Annotated in this window: 22 protein-coding genes; 1 reads left to right on the top strand and 21 read right to left on the bottom strand. The window is 40.3% G+C overall.

The features are described 5' to 3' along the window. The 19 genes from aroB to QUF86_RS15680 form a co-directional block, all read right to left on the bottom strand. The gene (gene aroB / locus QUF86_RS15770; RefSeq protein WP_289325604.1) at positions 1 to 1080 is read right to left on the bottom strand and encodes a 3-dehydroquinate synthase; all 1080 of its coding nucleotides are present in this window, start codon (positions 1078 to 1080) and stop codon (positions 1 to 3) included. 3 nt (positions 1081 to 1083) lie between these two features. Further along, the gene (gene aroC / locus QUF86_RS15765) at positions 1084 to 2256 is read right to left on the bottom strand and encodes a chorismate synthase (protein WP_289315830.1); all 1173 of its coding nucleotides are present in this window, start codon (positions 2254 to 2256) and stop codon (positions 1084 to 1086) included. 250 nt (positions 2257 to 2506) lie between these two features. Then, positions 2507 to 3280 (bottom strand): CheR family methyltransferase, encoded by a 774-nt coding sequence (locus QUF86_RS15760; RefSeq protein WP_289334822.1) that lies wholly within the window; start codon positions 3278 to 3280, stop codon positions 2507 to 2509. A gap of 158 nt (positions 3281 to 3438) precedes the next feature. After that, positions 3439 to 3885 carry a nucleoside-diphosphate kinase gene (ndk, locus tag QUF86_RS15755; protein WP_034308008.1) on the bottom strand — a complete coding sequence of 149 codons (447 nt, stop codon included), beginning with the start codon at positions 3883 to 3885 and terminating at the stop codon, positions 3439 to 3441. Between the two features lie 96 nt (positions 3886 to 3981). Further along, positions 3982 to 4944 carry a heptaprenyl diphosphate synthase component II gene (hepT, locus tag QUF86_RS15750; protein WP_289315828.1) on the bottom strand — a complete coding sequence of 321 codons (963 nt, stop codon included), beginning with the start codon at positions 4942 to 4944 and terminating at the stop codon, positions 3982 to 3984. Between the two features lie 34 nt (positions 4945 to 4978). Then, the gene (locus QUF86_RS15745; RefSeq protein WP_289315827.1) at positions 4979 to 5689 is read right to left on the bottom strand and encodes a demethylmenaquinone methyltransferase; all 711 of its coding nucleotides are present in this window, start codon (positions 5687 to 5689) and stop codon (positions 4979 to 4981) included. Between the two features lie 3 nt (positions 5690 to 5692). Next, positions 5693 to 6523: a heptaprenyl diphosphate synthase component 1 gene (locus tag QUF86_RS15740; protein WP_289315826.1), complete on the bottom strand. Its 831-nt coding sequence runs from the start codon at positions 6521 to 6523 to the stop codon at positions 5693 to 5695. Positions 6524 to 6770: 247 nt separating this feature from the next. Next, positions 6771 to 7019, bottom strand: a complete 249-nt coding sequence (gene mtrB / locus QUF86_RS15735) for a trp RNA-binding attenuation protein MtrB (protein WP_283897147.1) — start codon at positions 7017 to 7019, stop codon at positions 6771 to 6773. 21 nt (positions 7020 to 7040) lie between these two features. Next, a complete protein-coding gene (gene folE / locus QUF86_RS15730) occupies positions 7041 to 7607 on the bottom strand; it encodes a GTP cyclohydrolase I FolE (protein WP_285766234.1) in 567 nt (188 codons plus the stop codon). A 301-nt stretch (positions 7608 to 7908) separates the two neighbouring features. Continuing rightward, the gene (locus QUF86_RS15725) at positions 7909 to 8181 is read right to left on the bottom strand and encodes an HU family DNA-binding protein (protein WP_034308023.1); all 273 of its coding nucleotides are present in this window, start codon (positions 8179 to 8181) and stop codon (positions 7909 to 7911) included. A 504-nt stretch (positions 8182 to 8685) separates the two neighbouring features. After that, positions 8686 to 10164: a stage IV sporulation protein A gene (gene spoIVA, locus QUF86_RS15720; protein WP_289315825.1), complete on the bottom strand. Its 1479-nt coding sequence runs from the start codon at positions 10162 to 10164 to the stop codon at positions 8686 to 8688. Between the two features lie 231 nt (positions 10165 to 10395). Then, entirely contained in the window at positions 10396 to 11121 is a 726-nt protein-coding gene (locus QUF86_RS15715; protein ID WP_289315824.1) for a hypothetical protein, read from the bottom strand. Between the two features lie 13 nt (positions 11122 to 11134). Then, on the bottom strand, positions 11135 to 11332 hold the full coding sequence (locus tag QUF86_RS15710) for a DUF2768 domain-containing protein (RefSeq protein WP_284470311.1): 198 nt from the start codon (positions 11330 to 11332) through the stop codon (positions 11135 to 11137). A 225-nt stretch (positions 11333 to 11557) separates the two neighbouring features. Beyond that, positions 11558 to 12931, bottom strand: coding sequence for a putrescine aminotransferase (locus QUF86_RS15705; RefSeq protein ID WP_289334821.1), 1374 nt, complete (start codon positions 12929 to 12931; stop codon positions 11558 to 11560). 292 nt (positions 12932 to 13223) lie between these two features. Beyond that, positions 13224 to 15329 (bottom strand): sigma 54-interacting transcriptional regulator, encoded by a 2106-nt coding sequence (locus QUF86_RS15700; RefSeq protein WP_289315822.1) that lies wholly within the window; start codon positions 15327 to 15329, stop codon positions 13224 to 13226. A gap of 706 nt (positions 15330 to 16035) precedes the next feature. After that, positions 16036 to 17373 (bottom strand): APC family permease, encoded by a 1338-nt coding sequence (locus tag QUF86_RS15695; RefSeq protein ID WP_289334820.1) that lies wholly within the window; start codon positions 17371 to 17373, stop codon positions 16036 to 16038. A 398-nt stretch (positions 17374 to 17771) separates the two neighbouring features. Then, positions 17772 to 18824 carry an NAD(P)H-dependent glycerol-3-phosphate dehydrogenase gene (locus QUF86_RS15690; protein ID WP_289315819.1) on the bottom strand — a complete coding sequence of 351 codons (1053 nt, stop codon included), beginning with the start codon at positions 18822 to 18824 and terminating at the stop codon, positions 17772 to 17774. Between the two features lie 16 nt (positions 18825 to 18840). Further along, the gene (gene der, locus QUF86_RS15685; protein ID WP_230156953.1) at positions 18841 to 20151 is read right to left on the bottom strand and encodes a ribosome biogenesis GTPase Der; all 1311 of its coding nucleotides are present in this window, start codon (positions 20149 to 20151) and stop codon (positions 18841 to 18843) included. 506 nt (positions 20152 to 20657) lie between these two features. After that, on the bottom strand, positions 20658 to 21278 hold the full coding sequence (locus QUF86_RS15680; protein WP_289334819.1) for a YphA family membrane protein: 621 nt from the start codon (positions 21276 to 21278) through the stop codon (positions 20658 to 20660). A gap of 133 nt (positions 21279 to 21411) precedes the next feature. Between QUF86_RS15680 and QUF86_RS15675 the strand changes: the two genes are divergently transcribed. After that, complete coding sequence (locus QUF86_RS15675; RefSeq protein ID WP_289315816.1) at positions 21412 to 21543, top strand: YpzI family protein; 132 nt, start codon at positions 21412 to 21414, stop codon at positions 21541 to 21543. Positions 21544 to 21608: 65 nt separating this feature from the next. Here QUF86_RS15675 and fni read toward each other — a convergent pair whose 3' ends face one another. Continuing rightward, entirely contained in the window at positions 21609 to 22655 is a 1047-nt protein-coding gene (gene fni, locus QUF86_RS15670; RefSeq protein ID WP_289315815.1) for a type 2 isopentenyl-diphosphate Delta-isomerase, read from the bottom strand. Between the two features lie 19 nt (positions 22656 to 22674). After that, positions 22675 to 23814: a 30S ribosomal protein S1 gene (gene rpsA, locus QUF86_RS15665; RefSeq protein ID WP_289334818.1), complete on the bottom strand. Its 1140-nt coding sequence runs from the start codon at positions 23812 to 23814 to the stop codon at positions 22675 to 22677. Positions 23815 to 23847: the final 33 nt, after the last annotated feature.

The following is a 23847-nucleotide window of genomic DNA, read 5'->3' as shown; positions in this document are numbered from 1 at the left end:
TTATATCATATCCGCCATTTCCTCTATCAGATCAGAGTCGCCTATATCCATTAGTTGCGGTGACCCCACTTCGTTTAGCAGGACAAAGGTAGCTGCATCATTGACTGATTTTTTGTCCGTTTTCATTAATTCCAGTAGCATTGCATGTTCAAGTCGGGTTGGAATGGTCATTTGATAACCTAAAGAAGAAACCCAATTAATAAACTCATCCAGTTTAAAATCGAGACCCACTTTCTTTTTGCTTAATTTAAGAGCATATACCATCCCGATTAAAATGGATTCCCCATGCGTAAAGTTTCCATATCCCATTGAACCTTCCACTGCATGCCCAAGCGTATGACCAAAATTCAAAAAGGCACGAATGCCGGTTTCCTTCTCATCCTCTTCGACAATTTTAGCTTTGATGCCGATCCCTTTTGTAATCATTGTTAGGAATTGCTCATCCGTAATATCATTCAAATCCACAATATTCGACTTTAACCATAGATAAAACTCATTATCGGCTATCAAGGAATGTTTAATGACTTCGGCAAAACCTGACCTTAATTCTTTAAGCGGCAGGGTTTTTAAGAATTCAAGATCATATATGACCGCTTCAGGCTGGTGAAAGGCCCCAATCATATTTTTTCCTAGTGGATGATTGATGGCAACCTTGCCGCCCACTGCACTATCGTGGGCGAGCAAAGTCGTCGGAACCTGTATGAATGGAATCCCTCTCATAAATGTAGCCGCAACAAATCCAGCCAAGTCACCGACCGCACCACCACCAAGGGCGATAATCAATGACTTGCGATTAAGCTGTTGGGATAAGCAGTAGCTTTGGCATTCATAAAACACATCGAAAGTTTTAGCATGCTCCCCCTCTGGCACAACATGATGCAGGACAGGTTTCCCCGTCTTGACAAGGGCGTTTTTCACAGTTTGCAAATGAAGTTCCGCCACTTTCTCATCAGTTATAATCAGAATCTTGTTTAGATGATTTAATTCATGTGTTATTAATTCGGGCAATTCATTAATCGCCTTCTTGCCAATTAAAACCGGATATTGCTTGGAAGCCGTTTTTATTTGGATGGATTCCATGATTTAAAACTCCTTTACTTCTTCCCGATAAGATCTAATGTATTCAGCTAATTGCTCATAACGATCTGAAGGGAATTGATCAACGATGGCAGCCGCCAGTTCCCACGCAACTACTGCCTCGGCAACTACTGCCGCTGCAGGAACTGCACAACTATCGGAACGTTCCACACTTGCTTCGAACACTTCCTTCGTGTCAATATCAACACTTTTCAAAGGTTTATATAAAGTAGGGATCGGCTTCATTACACCGCGCACAACTATCGGCATTCCCGTTGTCATACCGCCTTCAAAACCGCCTAGGCGATTGGTTTTCCGGTAATAACCCTGTTCTTCATCCCATGCGATTTCATCATGGACATCACTGCCGAATAGATGGGCCGCTTCGAATCCAAGACCTATTTCCACACCTTTAAATGCATTGATGCTCATTATCGCTGCTGCAAGTTTTGCATCAAGCTTACGGTCATAATGCACATAACTCCCTACACCCACCGGCATTCCTTCTACAATGACTTCAACGATGCCTCCGATGGAATCTCCTTTTTGTTTCGCTTCATCAATTGCATCTTTCATTTGTTGCTCTACGTTTTTGTCAAAACATCTTACAGAAGATTCTTCTGTCACCTGTTGCAACTGCTGAATCGTTTCGTATTTTGGGGGTTCTGCCTTCACTCCACCAATTTCCAAAACATGCGATGCCACTTCTATCCCCAATAGAGATAATAGCTTTTTAGCGACAGCCCCAGCTGCCACCCTTACAGTCGTTTCACGGGCTGAAGACCGTTCCAAAACATTTCTCAGATCACGGTGACCGTATTTAATCCCACCGTTCAAATCGGCATGACCAGGGCGAGGGCGGGTGATTTTACGTTTGATTTCTTCAGCCTCTTCCTCTGAAAGCCCTTCACTTCCCATGATCTTTGTCCAATGCTTCCAGTCGTCGTTCTCAACCACCAAAGCCACCGGTGAACCTAGTGTGTAGCCATGTCTGATTCCCGAAGATATGAAAACCTGATCTTTCTCGATTTGCATCCTTCTTCCACGCCCATGCCCTTTTTGCCGGCGTCCTAATTCTTGATTAATATCCTCATTCGTTATCGGCATTCCTGCCGGTAATCCCTCAATTATAGTAGTCAGTTGCGGACCATGTGATTCTCCCGCTGTTAAATATCTCATCTTCCAGCCCCCTTTTAGCACTTTAAAGTGTATATGTATCAATATACCACAATTTTATGAAATGTGGGTATATGTAAAACGTAAAAACCATATTGTTTGAATTTAATCACTTTTCTTTCTATTTTACAAGTACTTAAACATTTTCGATATAGTTTAATCTTTCAAATTGAAGTTCTACTGGATTTGCTATTACACGACAACCGAAAAGGGACTGAATGCTCATGTGCAGAATCAGTCCCTTTCAAGGTATTTACTTTTTCTTATAAAAAAATGTGTCGATCGTTTCAAATTGATATTTTCCTGGGGTGAATATTTGCTCGGTACTTCCTACAAAAAAAACCCCGCCGCTTTTTAGTGATGCACTGAATTTTTCATATAATAAACTTTTGGCTTCTTCAGTGAAATAAATTAAAACATTGCGGCAAACGATTAAATCGAATCCCTGTTCGAACCGATTTGCGAGAAGGTTTTGCTTTTTAAATGTCACTCTCTTTTTGATTTCATCATCGACACGATAAAAATCCGCTTCTTTTTTAAAGTATTTCCTTTTTATTTCTTGAGGTACTTCATTTAAGGATCGGTCAGGATAAATTCCCAATTTCGCACGCGCCAATACATTTTCATCCAGATCCGTCGCCAATATCTCTATCTGGCTAAGTGGAACGAGATTGGATAATATCATTGCAATCGTATATGGTTCCTCACCAGTAGAACAGGCGGCACTCCAAATTTTCAACTTTTTTTTGCTTCCTAATAACCCAGGAAGGATTTTCCGCTCCAACACTTCCCATCTTTTCGCATTTCTATAAAATTCTGAAACATTGATTGTCATTCTATCCAAAAACTCATTTAATACTCCCGGACTTGTTTGAATGTCTTTATAGTATTCACGAAATGAATGATATCCTCTTTTTTCATATAGAGAAGTTAGTCTCCTTTTCATTTGCCCTTCCTTATATAATGCCAAATCAATGCCTGTCAACATTTTGATATTACGAATAAACTCTTCATATTCTTGAGGCATTCCTACGACTCCCCTGCACATAATTATTTTAAGTGGTTCTACTCTTTATATATCGGAAAATGCCATATTTTCTTTAAATAAAATAAGCTCTAAATAAAAAAACGGGTTCCATCTCATAATGACGATGGAACCCGCTTTTTTAATTGTGTTCGTATTAATTAATAAACCCACTCGTTAACAAGTTTTGAATACTCAACAAGTTCTTCTTCTTTGAAGAATAAACCGATTTCACGTACAGCGCTTTCAGCTGAATCAGATCCGTGAATGATGTTTTTGCCAACAGTTACGGCAAAATCACCACGAATTGTTGCTGCAGCTGCATCTTTAGGGTTAGTAGCACCCATCATTTGACGTGCAGTAGCGATTACATTTTCACCTTCCCAAACCATTGCGAAGACAGGACCTGAAGTAATGAAGTCCACTAATTCGCCAAAGAAAGGACGTTCTTTGTGTTCGCCGTAATGTTGCTCAGCCAATTCCTGAGAGATGACCATTAATTTTGCTCCTGCAAGAAGGAAGCCTTTCTTTTCAAAACGGGAAACGATTTCACCGATTAAATTACGTTGAACGCCGTCAGGTTTAACCATTAAAAATGTTCTTTCCATGAATGTCACTCCTAATATGTATCATTGTTATTTGCCTATATAAGGCAATCCTTTTAGAATATTACCATTGTTTGATGAGTTTCGCAACTCCCAGTATTAAAACTTTCTTTTTCCGATATTTTTCGCGATATCGGATAAAGTTTTTCTGGCTTTAATTGCAGGAAGACCTTTCAACTCAGTAAAAGCCTTTTCTAAATACATATCACTGATCCTCGCAGCCTGTTCAATGGCACCGGAAGATTTTATCTCATTGATTATGTGGGACATTTCGTCTTTTGGCGTATCTTCCCGAACTGTTTCAATTAGCTTTTTCAACTTTGGATCTTCCATTGCAATCAAAACTGGTAAAGTGATATTCCCTTGAATCAAATCACTTCCGGCTGGTTTACCAAGCTCTTCTTCCGAAGCTGTAAAATCCAATATATCATCGGTGATTTGATAAGACATACCGACATAATATCCGAATTTAAATAGCTTTTGGTGAATTTTCTCTTCAACACCGGCTGAAATGGCTCCCAACTGGCAGCTGGATGCAATGAGTAATGCCGTTTTTCGTTTGATCCTTCTGAAATATATCCGCCAATTCTGTTCGAAATTGTATTTATCTTTTATTTGTTCAATTTCCCCAAGGCATAGTTCAACCATAGTATCAGCGAGAATTTGATGCGCAAGGGGCGACTCGATCACCGCCATCATTTCCAGTGCACGAGCAAAAATGAAGTCGCCTGTGTACATGGCGACGCGATTATCCCATTTTGACTTAATGGTGGCAGATCCCCTGCGTAAATCTGCATCATCTACAACATCATCATGTACAAGGGAAGCTGTATGGATCAGTTCCAATGTCGCTGCGACATGCTTTACGACATGTATATCATAATCGCCAAACTTCGCACCCAAAAGGACGAATACCGGACGGATCCGCTTTCCACCGGATTGCAGTAAATGCAGGGAAGCCTCCCTTAAAACAGTGGAATCCGCTTCAATTGCGGCTTCCAGTTCTTTTTCTATTAATTGCAAATCTGCATTCAAAAACGAATACATCATTTTAAATTTCATACATTCCACCCAGCTTTGTCCATTCCTATTATGCTTATTTTGAAGGCTTGTACCCGAAATGTGTTGCTGCAACACCGCCGAAATGGGCCTTGTAACTGACATTATCCATTCCTGCCTGCTTGAACATGCTTTCAAGCTTTTTCATGCCTGGGAAATCTCGAGCTGATTCCTGCAACCATGAATATTCGCTATAACTTTTTGCGAATAATTTGCCGAACATAGGCATGATGAAACGGAAATAAAAGTAATAGCCCTGTTTAAAGCCAAGCATCGTTGGCTGTGAAGTGTCCAGGCAAACGACCATTCCACCTGGCTTGGCTACCCGGTTTAACTCTTTAAGCACTTGCATGTAATCAGGGACATTCCGCAGCCCGAAACCAATCGTGACATAATCAAAGCTATTATCCTCAAAAGGAAGTTCCATTGCATTCCCATGCATTAGGGAAACTTGATCTAAATTGAGTTCATTCACCTTTTGTTCGCCGATTTTCAGCATGTTCTTACTAAAATCGAGACCAACAACCTTTCCTTCCGGTCCTACTTCGTTAGCAAGGGCAATGGTCCAGTCCGCTGTTCCACAGCATACATCAAGTGCATGGGCGCCTTTTGGGACATTCATGATGGCCATTGTAGCCTTCCGCCATTTAAGATGCTGTTTAAAGCTGATGAGGGAATTCATCTTGTCATAGTTTCCGTAGATCTTTTCGAAGACATGATGAACTTTTTGCTCTTTAGACTGCTCCATGACTCACCCTTCTTTCACATATGAATTTGCTATACTCTCTGTTTGTTCCAAGATGACTTTCACTCTATCAAGAAGTTCATCATCAAACTTTGCCAGTTTCCGCATCGAGCACTGTACAGATTGCCTGGCATCCCTCAGGCACTTATCGAATTGGGCCCGTACCTGTTCTTCTTTTTCCGAAATGAGTACGTCCCCAATAATCGAGTCATCAAAAGGCATTGCCCTTAGGACATCAAAAACTATAGATTGACCCGTTTTCAGATAACTCCGCTTCTCGGCATGCAGCCTTTTCAAAAGCAGCAGATCTTCCGATATGTCTATCCAGGCAGGCTCATTATAGTAATCCGCCAGTTTATGGATCAGCGAAGCCTCGATCGCTTTTATCGTCATTAAAAGCGTTGGTACATCATTAATGGACCCTTGTTGATAAAGAATGATTTTATTATCATTTATTTTTTTTATTGCGCTTGAAAGTATACGGATCATTTCAACATTACCTACACTGGCAAGCCCTTGATAGTATAAGCCACTATAGTAATCTCCAGCAAGCACTTGTAATTGGCGATTTTTCAATACCTCAGGCAACTCGATTCCATCACCCGAATTCGAGACGATTTCATGGGTATCCAGAGCTATTTGCACTAACATGGTTGAAATGATGTATTGATTCCGTTTTTCGTTTAAAACGTCCAAATCGTTAAACAATCCCCAAAGCAATATCAGTTTATCTTCGTCCAAGCTTGGCTTTTGTATATGCTTCAATAAATATGGATGTTGAGCTTTCGTTTCTATTAATCGTTTTAATTGCCTTATGTCGTCCGTTATGTTTAACAATTGAGATCACCCTTGCATCCCCGAAAGATAATTTTTTTCATACATATTGGTTTCTGTCTGTGTAAAATACACATTATTATACCATAAAAACAATCAGATGAAATGGACAACGTTTATAAAATGAAACTTCCAAAAATAAGGAAACCTTCATCATTTGCTCTTCAAGAAAATGGATGCGGGAAATTTACGGCTTGTTAAACGCGATATCAGATGATTGATTTATATTTAACCAATTAAATTGGAGCTATCATTTGTCAAGTGAATTCTTTTTAGAATCACTTTCTATCTCCCCGAATGGAGTATAAACTTTTGCATGGCCCCTGATTTTAATCGCCGAGGTATGCTCTGTGAATTGTGCGATCATCACCTCTCCTGAGTCAAGTTTTTCGGAGTGATGAAACTTAGTGTCCGTACCTCTTGTTAACCCGATGACATTCACACTATCCTCAATGGCTTTGATTACGACAAAATCATTCAGAATCTTTTTTTCATTCATTTTTTTCCTGCCCCCATGTCCTTAGTCTTTTATGAATGCCAGCACTTCCGCTCTAGTGCGGTGATCCTTCGCAAACGTTCCCCTTACAGCTGAAGTCACTGTTTTAGATCCGGGTTTTTTTACACCTCGCATGGTCATGCACATATGTTCAGCCTCCACTACAACCATTACACCATGAGGCTCAAGCTTTTCCATTATCGAGTCAGCAACTGTCGAAGTTATCCGCTCTTGAAGTTGCGGACGCTTCGATACAGCCTCAACCGCCCGTGCCAATTTACTTAACCCCGTTACTTTTCCGTTTTTCGGGATATATGCTACATGGGCTTTTCCGTAAAAAGGGACTAAATGATGTTCACAGACTGAGTAAAACGGAATATCCTTTACAAGTACCAGTTCTTCATGGTCCTCTCCAAAAACAGTATCGAAATACTCTTTTGGATCCTGATTAAGTCCAGAAAAAATTTCTTCATACATTCTGGCTACACGGCCAGGAGTATCCAGCAATCCTTCCCTCGTTGGGTCTTCCCCTACAGCCTCAAGAAGCATTTTAACCGCTTCTTCTATTTTGGCATGATCAACATTAGCCATTTATAGTACCTCCTAAAAAATCATTAATATTATGTATTCAGAATAAAATTCAAGGCATTACACCCTGACATCCATATTTCCTATTATCAAGGCCACCCATTCCCACTTGCATTGACACTCTTGAAAGGCAGTTTCCTCGGAATCGGCTTTTTTGTCATGGCTTTTGACGGATTTGCCATTTACAGCGTTTCTGAAATATTCACTGTCTTTTATATTATCACAGATAGAAATTAAGAAGCAAAAAAAGGGCCGCGTTTTCACGCGGCCCTTTTCGGTTAAGCACCCGTATGTAATGGTAGAATTACTTCACTGCATCTTTCAGTGCTTTACCAGGTTTGAAAGCTGGCACTTTGCTAGCTGCAATTTCAATTTCGTCACCAGTTTGTGGGTTACGGCCTTTACGAGCCGCACGTTCACGAACTTCAAAGTTACCAAAACCAATCAATTGGACTTTATCACCGTTTTTTAGAGCTTCTAAGATTGTATCAAAAACAGCATCAACAGCTTTTGTAGCGTCTTTCTTAGAAATTTCAGTTGCTGTAACAACTTCATTAATCAATTCTGTTTTGTTCATGCCATTCACCTCCTCCCAAAAGGATTCTTTATAAAAAATCATTATTACAACACTATAATAGTGATTTGATATTAGTTTCGGTCCAAAAAAATTCATTCCATGGAAATCAAGGATTACCAAGCCGAATTAATTTCCAAATAATGCATCCGAAAATTTGAAAATAGGTTGAAATCGCTGTTATAACGCGTTTTCTGTATGTAGATTATCACAAATCCTATTGGCTTAGCAAGGGAATTCAAAAAATAATGGGAATCTTTTCATTAATAATTGTATATATTATAAATTTTGTCTTTCGCTATTCATCATTTCCCTTTTTTATAGAAATTAAACTTATTATATTACTGAAAATCGCTTAACCACAGGGTTTTTTCAAGATTATACTAAAAAATAACAGGTTTTCTCAAATATTAGCCTTCATAAAGGGGTATTTTTCTTGGGATACTTTCGTCCATTGAATGCAAAAAGACCAATCCATTGAAGGAATTGGTCCAGCTTTAAAACGTTTTATAAGATGATGGCAATCAATCCCCCACTGCCCTCATTAATAATTCTCTCCAGTGTCTCTTTCAATTTATAGCGCGCATTGTCTGGCATCATCGCTAATTTCACCTGTATGCCTTCCCTTACATAGGAACTTAGGCTCCTGCCAAAAATATCAGAGTTCCAAATGGAAAGTGGATTGTCTTCGAAATCCTGCATCAGATACCGGACCAATTCTTCACTTTGCTTTTCCGTCCCGATGATTGGCGAGAATTCGGATTCGACATCGACCTTGATCATGTGGATGGAAGGAGCAACAGCTTTTAGCCTTACACCGAACCTGGCTCCCTGACGGATGATTTCCGGTTCATCAAGACTCATATCGTTAAGGGAAGGTGCTGCGACACCATATCCGGTTTGTTTGACCATTCTCAGTGCATCTGCCACCTGATCATATTCTGCTTTGGCATACGCAAAGTCCTGCATCAAAGATAACAGATGATCCTTGCCCCGAATCTCCACACCGACTATTTCCTTCAGAATATCATCATAGAGTTCATCAGGGGCGTACAGGTCGATTTCCGCAACACCCTGCCCCATCTCAATGCCTGCAAGCGCGGCACGGTCAATGAACTCGAATTCATTAAAATGACCGACAACACGATCTACATCCCTCAGGCGTTTAATGTCCTTAACGGTTTCTTTAACCGCTTCCTGGTAACTTTCCCTTAACCAATGATCTTCTCGCAGAACCATTACCCAGCTTGGGAGATTCACATTGACTTCGAGAACCGGGAATTCGTAAAGGGCCTCACGGAGTACGCTGTAAACATCCGATTCCCGCATTCCTTCGACACTCATGGCCAATACAGGGATATCATACTTTTCCTGCAAGGATTCCTTCAATGCTACCGTATTTGGGTGGTGAGGCTGAACGGAATTGACAATCATGATAAATGGCTTGCCAACCTCCTTCAATTCTTCAACAACCCTTTCCTCGGCCTCTAAATAATCACTACGAGGAATTTCCCCTATTGACCCATCCGTCGTAACGACTACACCTAATGTTGAATGATCCTGAATTACTTTGCGAGTACCTATTTCAGCCGCTTCATTGAACGGAATCGGCTCTTCATACCAAGGCGTGTGAATCATGCGGGGACCATTTTCATCTTCATACCCTTTAGCCCCTGGTATTGTATAACCGACACAATCGACTAAACGAATGTTAACTTCGAGCCCTTCAGCTACCTGAATCGATGCTGCCTGATTGGGTACGAATTTTGGTTCTGTCGTCATGATCGTCTTTCCAGCAGCACTTTGAGGCAATTCATCCTGTGCCCTTGCACGGTCGGCCTCTGAAGGGATATTCGGAATAACGACTAACTCCATGAATTTTTTAATAAATGTGGATTTCCCAGTCCTGACGGCACCGACCACCCCCAAATAAATATCGCCACCGGTCCGTTCAGCTATATCTTTAAAAATATCTACCTTTTCCAAGGTATCCCCTCCCGAATTAGAGTTTTGGGATTTCGTTTATCCATTTGCTTTTATTTAGGACACTATATATCTATGATGTTGTCCTAAAAATTTATTCCAATTATTTCCCTGGTTCATTCCCTTCCTCCACCAGAAATTTTATATAAGGGTTGTTATTTTAAAAGTAAGATGAAATAAAGATAAAGAAATAACCCTTCCCCTACAATATATTTTGTAGAAGAAGGGTTATGCCTATTTTGCAAGAAATATTGGATTATTTGTTTTTTCATCAATTGTATATGGCAATGAATAGGCTGGTACGAACTCCGAACTCTGCACTAGCAGGTCCCGGATATCCTCACCTGGCTTGACTTCCCCATCATGCTTCTTTAATGCCTCAAGTAAATCCGGGGTATAGTCAACAAAAATATCACCTTGGCCATCGACTACAAGATATAAGTCTTTTTGTGAAAATGGACTCGTGACCGTAGGAGCTTCCTTCAGGCCCATTTTTTCATAATCGAGCGTAAAGACATTATCGGATAACCTTTCCTTAAATGGCGGGTATCCATTGCTTTGCTGATAAGCAGTCAATCTCAAGGAAACATCCTGAATCTTCTGTGCCATCCTGACATCCAACAGCTTTACAGTCGGATCCTTTTCGGCATTAACGAGGATGTATTGAAAGACGCCTCCTGATTCAAAGGCATTGTCCGGCGGTTCAGCCATGTACCTCGGCGAGATCTTAGAAAACTTTATGACATATTTTTGATAAATCGGTGTCTCTGCATCTTTTGTAACGATGGGCAGTATGCCGCCTTCGTCTTTCTGAAATTGATCGACTGCACTTTGGACGGATTGTATTTGCTCTTTATAAGGCAGTTGGTTTTGCATTTTTTGCTTCTCCGGATATAAACAGCCAGATAATGATACGGAGATGCATAATAAACATAATATTTTGAAAAAATTCTTCATCATTTCTCCTCACCTATCAAGTGGTTGGCCCGCTAAGAACAACGATAAGGATGATCAAGCCGGCTAGAATCATAAGTATGTATGCAATAATTGCTGTCAAGCCTCTCCAAAAACCTTTTAATTTATAACGGCTTAAGTAGATTAGAAATATAGAGATAACCATAAAGCCCATAGCTATAAAGGATATCCACATTTTTTGCAGAGCAGGTGTCATATCTTCATCACTCCTTTTTCCAGAAATTATTATAACATACCAAATTACGTTAAAGGAATTAAATCATTGTCCAAACTGTGTAATTCTCGTTTTCATGACTAATTTTAGCAAAAAAAATTTCTGAGGTGCAGTTAAATAACGAGAAATATGTAATGAATTTTCCATACTTTCTCCCTCCAATCAACAAAAAAAACAGCCCAAAGGCTGTTTTTCTGCTTATTCAAATTAAGATTGAAGCGTCGGCAAGACCTCTTTAAACGCTTTTATGACTGTATCCACTTCATCCAAATGAATAGTCAATGACGGCTCAATCCTGATTGTTTTGGAGTTTATAAGCGTACCTGCCACCAAGATGCCTTTATCAAAGAGGGCTTTTGAAAATTCATAACCCACTTCGTCTTTATGGAACTCGATACCAATCATCAATCCTTGGCCGCGAATCTCCAATACTTTATCTTTGTGCTCGTTAGCCACTTCCTTTAACCCATTTAGGAAGTATTCTCCAACTTCTGCAGCACGCTGAGGTAATTTTTCTTCCAAAAGGACGTCGATCGTAGCGATGGCAGCAGCACACGCGAGTGGATTCCCACCAAATGTCGTAGTGTGCATGAATGGATTATCGAACCAGCTTTTAAACACTTTCTCGTTGGCTACCACAGCCCCTGCAGGCATTACTCCGCCGCCAAATGCTTTCGCTAAACAAATAATATCCGGAACAACATCATAAAGCTCAGAAGCGAACATTTTACCTGTACGTCCCATTCCTGTTTGAACTTCATCCAATATCAATAACGCATCATATTCATCACATAATGCCCGAACCTGCTTTAAATAATCTTGCGGTGGGAGGATGACCCCTCCTTCACCCTGGATAGGCTCCAACAGCACAGCAGCAACATCTTCACCGACCAACGCACAGCTTTCAAACGTTTTTCTCATCATATCCACATCTCCGAAAGGTACATGACGCACACCAGGAATCAGTGGAATGAACGGTTTACGGAACATGCCCTTTGCCGTTGCCGATAGGGAACCAAGACTTTTACCATGGAATGATTTTGTCGTGGAAATAATCGTGTATTTATCACTATACATTTTAGCGAGCTTAAGTGCAGCCTCCACGCTCTCCGTACCGCTGTTCGTAAAGAATGAGTATTTTAAATCCCCTGGCGTGATATCGGCTAGGATTTTTGCAAGCATTGCACGCAATGGATCAAGTAAGTCCTGGCTATGAAGTGCTTGTCTTTGCAATTGATCGGTTACGGCCTTAACGACTTTAGGGTTACGATGCCCAACATTATAAATACCAAAGCCACCTAAACAATCAATATATTTTTTTCCATTAACATCCGTAAAACAGGAATCTTGATCAGACCACTCCACCGCAGCGAATTGTGTGTCTTTAGTGACCGTCTTCCGATATTCCAAGAACCCTGGGTTTACATGGTTCCGGAAATTCTCGACCGTTTCTTTTGTTATCCACTGCGCATCTTCTTTTGAAATTTCCTTTTGTTCGATTAATTGAAGCACTTTTTTAATATAATCCTGGGTTGCTGTTTGGTTGACTTGAGTATTTTTACTTTCTACGTTAATTGACATTTTAAAATCTCCTTTTTTATAACTTTAGTGGATTTGTAATGAAGAACGCCTCTGATGAAACTTTAATGATTACCTCCCTTTTTTCTTATACTTACTAATCAAGCAAGAACCGTGCCAATATAATTTCCCAATAAAATCGCATTATTTTTAATAAACCGCTCTTAAACTATGCAAATTTGCATATTACTATTTCCCGTTGCATAATCACCCTTGAAAATTCATTGAAAAGCTTTTTCTTTTCTTAAAAAAAGCCGCTGACAAGTGATTATCATCACTCGACAACGGCTTATATTCAATATGCATTTTTTTCGATTCTCTTACTCTGTTCAGCTAAAACTTTTTGATACTTCCTGCTCACTGACGATTGACTTATCCCCAGAGCCTTTGCCGCTTTGGTCGTAGTTTTATACTGTTTCATGGCAAGCATGATCAATTGCTCTTCGACATGATCCTGTGCTTCCTGTAAAGGAAGGATTCTGGTAATGATGGGTTTCGTTTGTTTAAAGTCACTGCCGACCGGAATGAACCTTTGAATGAAGTCAGCATCGATCATCTCTTCATCAGCAGAAACAACCAATCTTTCAATCATGTTCTGCAATTCACGAATGTTCCCCGGCCATGTATAGACTTCCAGTATATTTAAGGCATCGGGGGAAAAGTGGTAATTCCGCTGATACCTTTCATTCAGTTTTTGCAGAAAATGAAAGGCTAGCGGCGGTATATCCTCCGGCCTTTCCCTTAAAGGAGGCACATGAATGGGAATGACGTTCAATCGATAGAATAAATCTTCTCTGAACGTCCCCATCTCGACCATTTTTTCCAGACTCTTATTCGTGGCCGCAACAATTTGAACGTCAATGGAGATAGGTGTAGTACTGCCTATCGGGATCACTTCCTGTTCCTGGAGGACCCGCAGCAGCTTGACTTGAAGATGAATAGGCATGTCACCCACTTCATCAAGGAATAAAACACCTCTATTGGCCTGTTGAAAGTATCCTACCTTCCCATTTTTATCAGCTCCTGTAAATGAACCCTTCGTATAACCAAACAATTCACTTTCGAGGAGGTTTTCCGGAATCGCCCCGCAATTTATCTTCAGGAAAGGTTGCTTGGACCGCCTACCCATTTTATGAATGGCTTCGGCTATCACTTCTTTACCTACCCCTGACTCCCCGTTGATTAAAACAGTAGATGAAAAATGAGCGATTTTCTTGACTTGGCTGATTATCTGCTCCATTTTAGGACTGGCAAAAATCAACTCTTTATAAAATTGATCTTGTTTTTTGAATGAGTCCAGTTCTTTCCTCATTTCATTTAATTCCGATTTCAATTGTGTCGTTTCCGTTATATCCCTTGAAGCAATGACTATACGATCTATATCCCCTTTTTCATTGAATACAGGAGTTCCGACGGAAAGGACTTTCTTATTCATTTTCGTATCTTGGACAATCGATACTTTCTTTTTTTGTTCAAGGACCAATCGGGTGACCGAAGGATTAAAAATCCCTTCATCTTCTAGTTGCAAGAGATTCTTCCCGATATAATCTTTTAAATCCTTCCCCCAGAATCCTGAGATGATGCTGTCACTATAGCGCAGCAGCTCCCCTTTTTGATTGACTACAAGTATTTCATCATAGATATTCGCTAAAATGGCATTCAAGTCTTTATTCGAGCTTTTTATCAATTCTATTTCCATGGCCATTTCCTCAACCATCGGTAAATCCTGAACGATGATGATCAGCCCTTCGACTTCTTTTTCATGGTTTAGAATCGGGCTATAATCGACAAGCACACTCATGACATCAGTGATCTCCAGCTGATTAAGAATACTGCTCCCACTGGCAAACACGCTATGTATATGCTGCTTATTGAAGATGTTCGCAGCAGGCTCATTTAGGACTTGTTCAGAAGGCTTTTTTATCATCTTCAAGCCTGATTCATTGAAGTTCACGATATTTTTTTCTTTATCAGCCACAAAAATCCCCATAGGAATCGAAGTTAAAATAACATTTAGCAGGTCTAAATTTTGTTTGCTGTCCTGCTTGAATAATTCAGCTAACACATCTTCCCTTTTTACATAACCGGTAAGCAGGCCATCATCCGTTTTTATCAGTACGATAGGTTCACCAATAATTTGAAACAGAAGCGGCAAGGATATGTTAGGAGTTAATTTACAGACATTATCGATCGAAAAAGCATACTGTAAAAGCTGATCGACTGTCGTTATTTTTTCATTTAACGGGAGGTCATCCATGCGGATATACGCAAATACTTGATTTTCCTTCATAAGAAAGAAGAAAGGTTCCTGTATCTCATCAATTTTTTGCTCTGAAAATGTTGGCTGATCAATTGTTATAGTTATGAATGGTCTAATTTTATCATCCGGAATAGATAACACAGTTTCACTCTCCTTTTGTAACCTAACCTATTTTAACATAATTCTGAATTGCAAGATAAAAAATAATACGCACCCTTACATATATCCATAATTTACCTTTATTCAACCCACAACAAAAGGGTCCTTTAAGGGACCCTTTTGACCTAAAACCAGATCATCTTAAACTTTTTTCGACCGTTCACCTTTTCTAAGTTCAGGATATAATCGGCCGTTTCCTCAGTAAATCGCATTGCCGAATCAAAGCCGGGAAACGAGAAAATAGGAGTGCCGCACCTGCAAGATGTAAGAAAATGACTCATTTGGATTATTAAAAGAATGAAAACTTCAAATAGTTCCCGTTCCTTCCCCGTCACGGATAGAAAAAGTGGCGAATATGGCAATGGAAAGCAAGGAGACATCGTAAGGAAAGCCTTGCTTTCGTAGCCATTTTCTCATCAACAACATTGATAACCGTCACAATAATCAGTAAACTCAACACCCATGCATAGGCTGGTACAGAAGCAAAAGCTGCTGAAAAGAAAAGCTGAATAACAAGTAATTAACCATTGAAATGAATAAATAATCCTTTAGTATCATTTGGATTAATCGACTTTTTCGTGTAAGCATATGCCGAACCGGCCCTATCAAATGACCTTTGCCATCTGTCCGTAACTGTACGTAATCAGCAATATATAACAACCTCCTTCGTTTCGTGAATAGCTTGGATTCACTGGGCTTCTTCAAAATGAAATAGCGGAGGGGAGTCCGTAAACCATTTTGTCCGGTACAGAAGATAACCAATTCCAATAACCGCCCAGACAACTCCTAGAATCAATGAACTCATATCGAGATTAAGCCAAAGGATGAAAACCGATGCCGCACCAATAACCGGGGATAGAATAGTTGTAAGAAATCCCTTAATCGTAAGGAAACTTTTGTTTCTTATTGCATGGACGATTACACAAATATTCACGAAAGTAAAAGCAATTAAAGCCCCAAAGTTTATGAGGGAAGCAGCCGTAACCAAATCAAGGAATAAGGCAACCATTGAAATGACCCCGACGAATATGACATTAAAGAATGGCGTGTTGTATTTGGGGTGAACAAACCCAAATGGTTTTTTCGGGATCACTTGGTCACGCCCCATGACATATAACAACCTGGAAACACTAGCGTGAGATGCAAGACCGGAGGCAAGAGTACCGGATAAAGTTCCTGCAAGAAAGAAGGCTTGAAATAACTTCCCGCCCACGAAGAGGGCAATTTCCGGTGAAGCCGCTTCAGGATCGCTAAAACGGGAAACATCCGGGAAAAATAACTGTGTAAAGAATGAAGCCGTCACAAATAAAATCCCTCCGATAAGGGCAGTCAAAAAGATGGCCCGGGGAACCGTTTTGGTTGGATTTGGTGTTTCTTCCGATAATGTAGTGACAGCGTCAAACCCCAGAAATGAAAAACAAAGGATTGTAGCACCTGTTATGAGCGTCGACATTTCAATATGAGGCCCGATGAATGGCTGAACCGATAAGACCTCTCCTGTTCCTTCTCCACTCATGACCCCTTTAACGACAAGTGCCACAAAAATAATGATGACCAACATTTGAAAAAAAACAAGAAAGCTATTAAAGTTGGCAGCAAAATTAACATTGAATAAGTTAATGCCTGTCATTAAAAGGACAAATGCTACCACCCATATCCACGGGTATACTTCCGGAAAAAGTGCTGTTAAGTATATTTTTGTTAAAATGGCGTTCACCATCGGTAAAAATAAGTAATCAAGCATCGATGACCATCCGACAAGGAAGCCTAAATGCGGATTGATCGTTTTTTGTGTATAAGTATAGGCTGAACCTGCCTGCGGATAAATTTTCACCATTTTCCCATAACTGGCTGCTGTAAATAACATCGCTAAAAGAGCGATGACATAAGCGGTTGGCACATGCCCCCCCGTTTTTTCGGAAACTATCCCGAATGTATCAAAAACAACCATCGGCGTCATATATCCAACACCAAGCAATACGATATGCCATAAGTTTAAAGATCTTTTCAATTGACCTGTTTGCATGTATCATTCCCCTTCCCATTTAAGCAGAAAAGTTAACCAACTTTTCTGGAATTCCTTATAATTTTATTGGTCATATTACACTTCGCAATTTTCATACCAAAAAAAATAGTCGAAATTCAACAAAAAATAAGGAAATAAGGAGAATATTTGATGCAAATTTGAATAACCTATTCAATTATTCATAACCCTTAAAGTTAGCTAAAAGAGAACCGCTGATTTTTGCCCATAAAAAAAAGCAGAAGATATCAAGATATCTTCCGCTCATTTGACTAAATCCCCCCGTGCCGAGGTCAAATTACTAGTTTACTTTCGTTGCATTGTATGCTGATACATGGCAAGGCGCATCATCGAATGCCTAATTTAATGAAATTCTTTTATTAAAATCAACAGATTCGAGGTTAATCCTGCTGTCTGCTATCCAATATGTTAAAAAGTTCTTCCATTTCATTCGTTTTTGAACGATTCATTAAAAGGTCAACTGCCTTTTTCACTTCTTCCCCATTGAATAAGACATCGTACAGGGCTTCAGTAATCGGCATATTCACTTCGTACTTCTGAGCTAATTGATAGGCGGCTTTAGTCGTTCTGACACCTTCGACGACCATACCCATGTTTTCCAATACTTCTTCAAGCTTTTGCCCTTTACCAAGCATATTCCCAGCTCTCCAATTTCGGGAGTGAACGCTTGTACAAGTGACGATCAAATCACCTATTCCAGCTAATCCGGAAAAAGTAAGTGGGTTAGCTCCCATGGCCACCCCTAGACGGGAAATTTCAGCCAATCCACGTGTTATTAAGGCAGCCTTGGCATTATCACCATAACCTAACCCATCCGTAATGCCGGCAGCTAAGGCAATGATGTTCTTTAATGCCCCTCCGATTTCAACGCCAATCAAGTCCGGATTTGTATACACACGGAAATTATTGTTGATAAAGATGTCCTGAACCTTTTCGGCAGCTTTCATATTCTTTGAAGAAACGGCAACTGTTGTCGGGTGACGAAGACTGACTTCTTCTGCATGGCTCGGTCCTGAAAGAACCACTATATCTTTAAGCCAATCCGCCGAAGATACTTCTTCAATCATTTCCGAAATACGAAGCAGGGAATCAGGTTCAATCCCCTTACTCACATGAACGATTGTCAATGGTTTATTATGAGCCTCTTTAATCTGACCCAGCACTTCCCGGTAGGCTTTAGTCGGCACAGCCAAGATTATTATTTCAATCCCGACCAACGCTTCCTCAATGGAAGAATACCCTTGAATCCCCAAAGGCAATTCAATTCCAGGCAAATATTTTTCATTCGTATGATTTTGATTGATTTCATCAATTTGTTTCTGATTATGTCCCCATAATCTCACTTCATGCTGGTTATCTGCTATTACCATCGCTAAAGCAGTTCCCCAGCTACCTGCACCAATCACTGCGATGCTTTCTTTTGCTTTCACCATTATAAAACCACCTTTACTATTTTCTCTGACGTCCAAAAATCCGTATTGGTGTTCCTTCAAAACCAAAGGCATCCCTAATTCGATTTTCTAAAAATCTCTCATATGAGAAATGCAATAACTCAGGATCGTTAACGAATACAACGAAAGTAGGCGGCTTGATCGCTACCTGAGTCGTATAATAAATTTTCAAACGGTTGCCATTATGAGTCGGTGTCGGATTCATCGCCACGGCATCCATGACCACTTCATTCAATACATTTGTCTGAACACGGATAGCATGATTCTCACTAGCCTGATCAATGACTGGAATTAAGGTATGTGTCCGTTTTTTAGTTAAGGCAGAAAGATAAATGATTGGCGCATAATCCAAGAATAGGAAATGGGCACGGATTTTTTCTTCAAAATCCTTCATCGTTTTTTCATCTTTCTCGATGGCATCCCACTTATTGACGACGATGATGACCGCTCTACCCGCTTCATGGGCATATCCGGCAATTTTTTTATCCTGCTCACGAATACCTTCTTCAGCGTTAAGGACCACAAGAACAACGTCTGAACGTTCAATTGCCCTTAATGCACGAAGTACGCTATATTTTTCCGTACTTTCATACACTTTCCCTTTTTTCCGCATCCCAGCTGTATCAATAATGACATATTCTTTGCCATTATATTTATAAGGAGAGTCGATCGCATCGCGAGTCGTTCCTTCAATATCACTTACGATGACTCGATCTTCACCTAACAACGCATTGACCAGGGATGATTTACCTACGTTCGGTCTTCCGATCAAACTGAATTTAATGACATCATCAGCATAATCCTGACCGCTGAATTTAGGGAAGTGTTTGGCCGCTTCATCCAGAAGGTCACCAAGACCAAGTCCATGAGACCCGGAAATCGGGAATGGATCGCCAAAACCTAACGCATAGAAATCATAGATTTGATCTCTCATTTCTGGGTTATCGACTTTGTTGACTGCAAGGACAACTGGCTTTCTCGATTTAAAGAGAATTTTAGCGACCTCTTCATCAGCAGCCGTTACACCTTCACGACCATTCGTCATAAAAATGATCACATCCGCTTCGTCGATGGCAATTTCAGCCTGCTGGCGAATTTGTTCAAGGAACGGCTCGTCACCGATATCAATTCCACCTGTATCAATAATGTTAAAATCATGTGTCAACCATTCACCTGAACTATAAATCCTGTCCCGTGTTACTCCAGGAACGTCTTCGACAATCGAAACCCGTTCTCCCACTATTCTATTAAAGATTGTCGATTTTCCTACGTTCGGACGACCGACTATCGCAATTACCGGTTTTGGCATTGCTATTCACCCTTTCTGCTACTATATCTCTGTCAAAGTCACGAAATTCATGAATGCATTTTTTACGGTTGCTTTGCATTATTGATTTTCATTTTTTCCTTTTAAAGGAAAAGGCTGTATCCATCATCATATAAGGGAAACTTTCATCAGTAATCCTACTGATGTTCAGTTAAACGTATCAAGTATTAACAGGCAGTTTGTCCACTTTACTACCCAGTTCCTCAGGTGACGTGAAGCCGAACCCTCAGCATGCTAAAACGTGATTATAAACAGCCCAAAAAAATGAAGAAAGCTTTCGGCATACTGCTTCCTTTTTAATTGTTTAGAGCATTTTACGATTTATCTACAGACCTCTAACTATCCTATAGTAACAAATTTCTCGCCAATCAACAATGATTGTATGCATTAAAGCCTTCCAATTCCAATTGATTCCATTTTAACTACTGCCTTTTGGATAAAGCGGACAACACCCTTTGCCTATTTTCCTTAATTTTCCACAATACTCTTCATTGATTAAAATTCTCTTTTCCTTGTTTTGATAAAAATCTCGATTGGGATGATAAATAAATGTATTGGCCAAAAAGCTCCAACATTCTCCATAGTATGTTTGCGCCCAATATCAGCACTGCATTATCATGCCATGCGTATGCAAGGCCCACATGGGGCAAAGAGTGATAAACAAGCAATCCGGAATATATGATATCACCCATTATCAAGCCATTTAAAAGGACGAACAATCGATGTTTCCAATTTTTAAAAAGCAAAAGGATTAGATAATTCAGGAAAATACACAAAAGATAAGAGGGTTTCATGATGAGCCATATCGGATCAAGCAAAGAAAAAAGTTGAAAACTGGCATAAGCGAGAGTGATGATAAGACTGCCGCTGATCAGTTCCATTATCTTGAGGATTGATTGCTTCCTAATATACACACACAGTATAAAGAAAAGATATGGACCGCTCAAATGCACGGAAACCAGGGGAAATTCCAGTTTATACCCCGCCAATACCATTACGGCCAATAGATGAAAAAGAAAATCAAAACGAAAGGGAACCGTTTTTGGAATAAAATACATGACAATGACCCAAACTATCCATGACATCCAATAAAACAAAATTCCATCCATGCATCGTCCCCCTTTTAGGAAACATTATGGCTTGTTTATTCAAAGTATAAACGTAAGCCCAGCATTTAATGTGGAACTGCAAATATTTATGCATAAAACCTTCCCACTATCAACTAAAGAAGGAGGTGTAAACATGGGCAAAGATCGGCAAGAGAAGAAATTGAAAGAAAGTAAACGGGTGGAGTCCGACAGGGACCAATCATTGGATAAAAAAGGGGCAACAAGCATGGAAAGTCCTGAAGAGGCAAGAAGAAGGAATAGTTAGGTCTATCCCCAAAAAAAAGAAGCATCTCAATTTGTTTCAATCGAGATGCTTCTTTTTGTGGTCATTCATTTAGCATATGCCGAACAATCAATGCCTCTTTGAGATAACCAATGATAGGTATTGCCTTTGATGACTATTTTGGATTTCCTTAGCTCTGAAATATTACAGCACCCGAGTGCAGTCATGATGATCTTTAAATCTTCATGTATGTAGTTTATTTCTTTAATCAGTTGTACCAGGCCCAACTCTTTATGCAGCTTGAGGAAATGTCCGGCTAACCCGACACCTTTCGCTCCTAAGGCCAGGCTTTTTGTTATTTCCAAGGGGCTTTGAATCCCACCCGATCCAATGACTGACAGCTGAGGTGAGACATTAACAGCTTCGACTATCGAAGCAGCTGTCGGTATTCCCCATTCATTAAAATACTCGAGTATCTTCGCTCGTCTTTCATTCTCGACTTTAGCAAAATTCGTTCCGCCAAACCCACCTACATCAATGATCGAAACACCCACGGAATGTAACTGCTGCACCGTTTCCATACTCATCCCAAACCCAACCTCTTTCACGATGACAGGAATTCCGATAGTTCTGTTAATTTTCTCTATTCTCGAAAGGGTACCCGCAAAATTCCTATCCCCTTCAGGCATCGTCAATTCCTGAATGACGTTAATATGAATCTGCAGTGCATTAGCCCCGATCATTTCGCTAGCTCGCTTTGCCTGTTCGACTGTTGCTTCACCACCGAGATTACCAATCAACACCCCATCGGGATTTTCCTGTCTTACCACTTTAAAGGAGGCCTGCTGGCTAGAATCCTTGATGGCTGCCATTTGTGATCCAACAGCCATGGCGATTCCTGTTTCCCGGGCTGCAATGGCAAGGTCACCATTCAATTTTTCGGTTTCAGGGCCTCCGCCTCCAGTCATGGCATTTATAAAAATCGGCGAACTTAATTCAAGTCCGCCAACTTCTGCTGTGAGGTTCACATTATTCAAGGAAATCCCTGGTAAGCTTTGGTGAATGAACGAAATATCTTCTAATCCTGTTTTATGCTGCTGACCTGTTTTTAGCGCAAATTCTATATGATCTAACTTTCGTTGTTCTCTCTCCAAGGCCATCACCATTATTATCTTATTTTAGTTTTTTCAATTGATCACCGATCATTTCACCTAGCTGAAAGCCTTTCGTTTCTTCAGGAAGCTCATAATCTGATGTGTTGTAATTGGATTGTGGCTCCTCAAGTTCTTTAATGCTCAATGATAGACGTTGATCCGTTTCATTGACATCCAGGACTTTCACTTCGACTGACTGGCCTTCTTTAAGTACTTCTTGTGGTGTGGCAATATGCTTGTGCGAAATCTGTGAAATATGGACAAGCCCTTCTACCCCTGGGAAAATCTCCACGAATGCTCCGAAAGAAACAAGGCGTTTAACGATTCCCTCTTGTGTAGAGCCTTTTGCCGCTTTTTCGGCAACGCCTGCCCATGGTCCCGGAAGAGTATCCTTAATGGAAAGTGAAATCCTTTCATTATCACGATCAATGGATAGGACTTTCACCTGCACCTTATCGCCTTCTGAAACGACATCGGATGCTTTTTCGACATGCTGATGGGAAAGCTGGGAAATGTGGACAAGACCGTCTACGCCTCCAATATCCACGAATGCACCAAAATCGGTAATCCTTTGGACCACGCCCTCAAGCACTTGCCCGCTTTCGATTTTATCCAAAACGGTTGCTTTTTGTTTTTCCTTTTGGTCTTGAACGACTGCCCGATGTGAGAGGATCAAGCGATTCTTGTCTTTCTCAAGCTCAACGATCTTGAATGTTAAAGTTTTGTTTTTGTAATCAGAAAAGTCTTCAACGAAATAGTCTTCTACAAGAGAAGCTGGAACAAATCCACGTACGCCTAGATCTACAACAAGCCCGCCTTTGACGACATCTTTAACTTCGGCCTCAAAAACGTCTCCGTTCTCAAATTTCAATTCCAGGTCATCCCATGCTTTCAGAGCGTCAATTTTACGTTTTGATAGAATGAGAGCTTCTTCTTCAACTTTAATGACTTCCAGCTCCAATACATCACCTTCCGAAACGGCATCTGACGCCTTTTCGACATGAAGGCTTGAAAGCTCACTTATAGGAATGATCCCATTAGTCTTACTGTTTTCCACATCGACAATGACCTGTTTTTCTTCCACCTTTGAAACGGTTGCTTTAACTTGATCCCCAACTTTGTAATTGTTCACTTCTACCTGGTTCATATCTTCTGTCATTACTAACTCCTCCTTAACCCATGACTGATCAGC

The organism is Peribacillus sp. NJ11, from assembly GCF_030348405.1.
GTDB lineage: Bacteria > Bacillota > Bacilli > Bacillales > DSM-1321 > Peribacillus.
The sequence above is the reverse complement of the archived record's forward strand: the minus strand, read 5'-3'. Positions and strand labels throughout refer to the sequence as shown.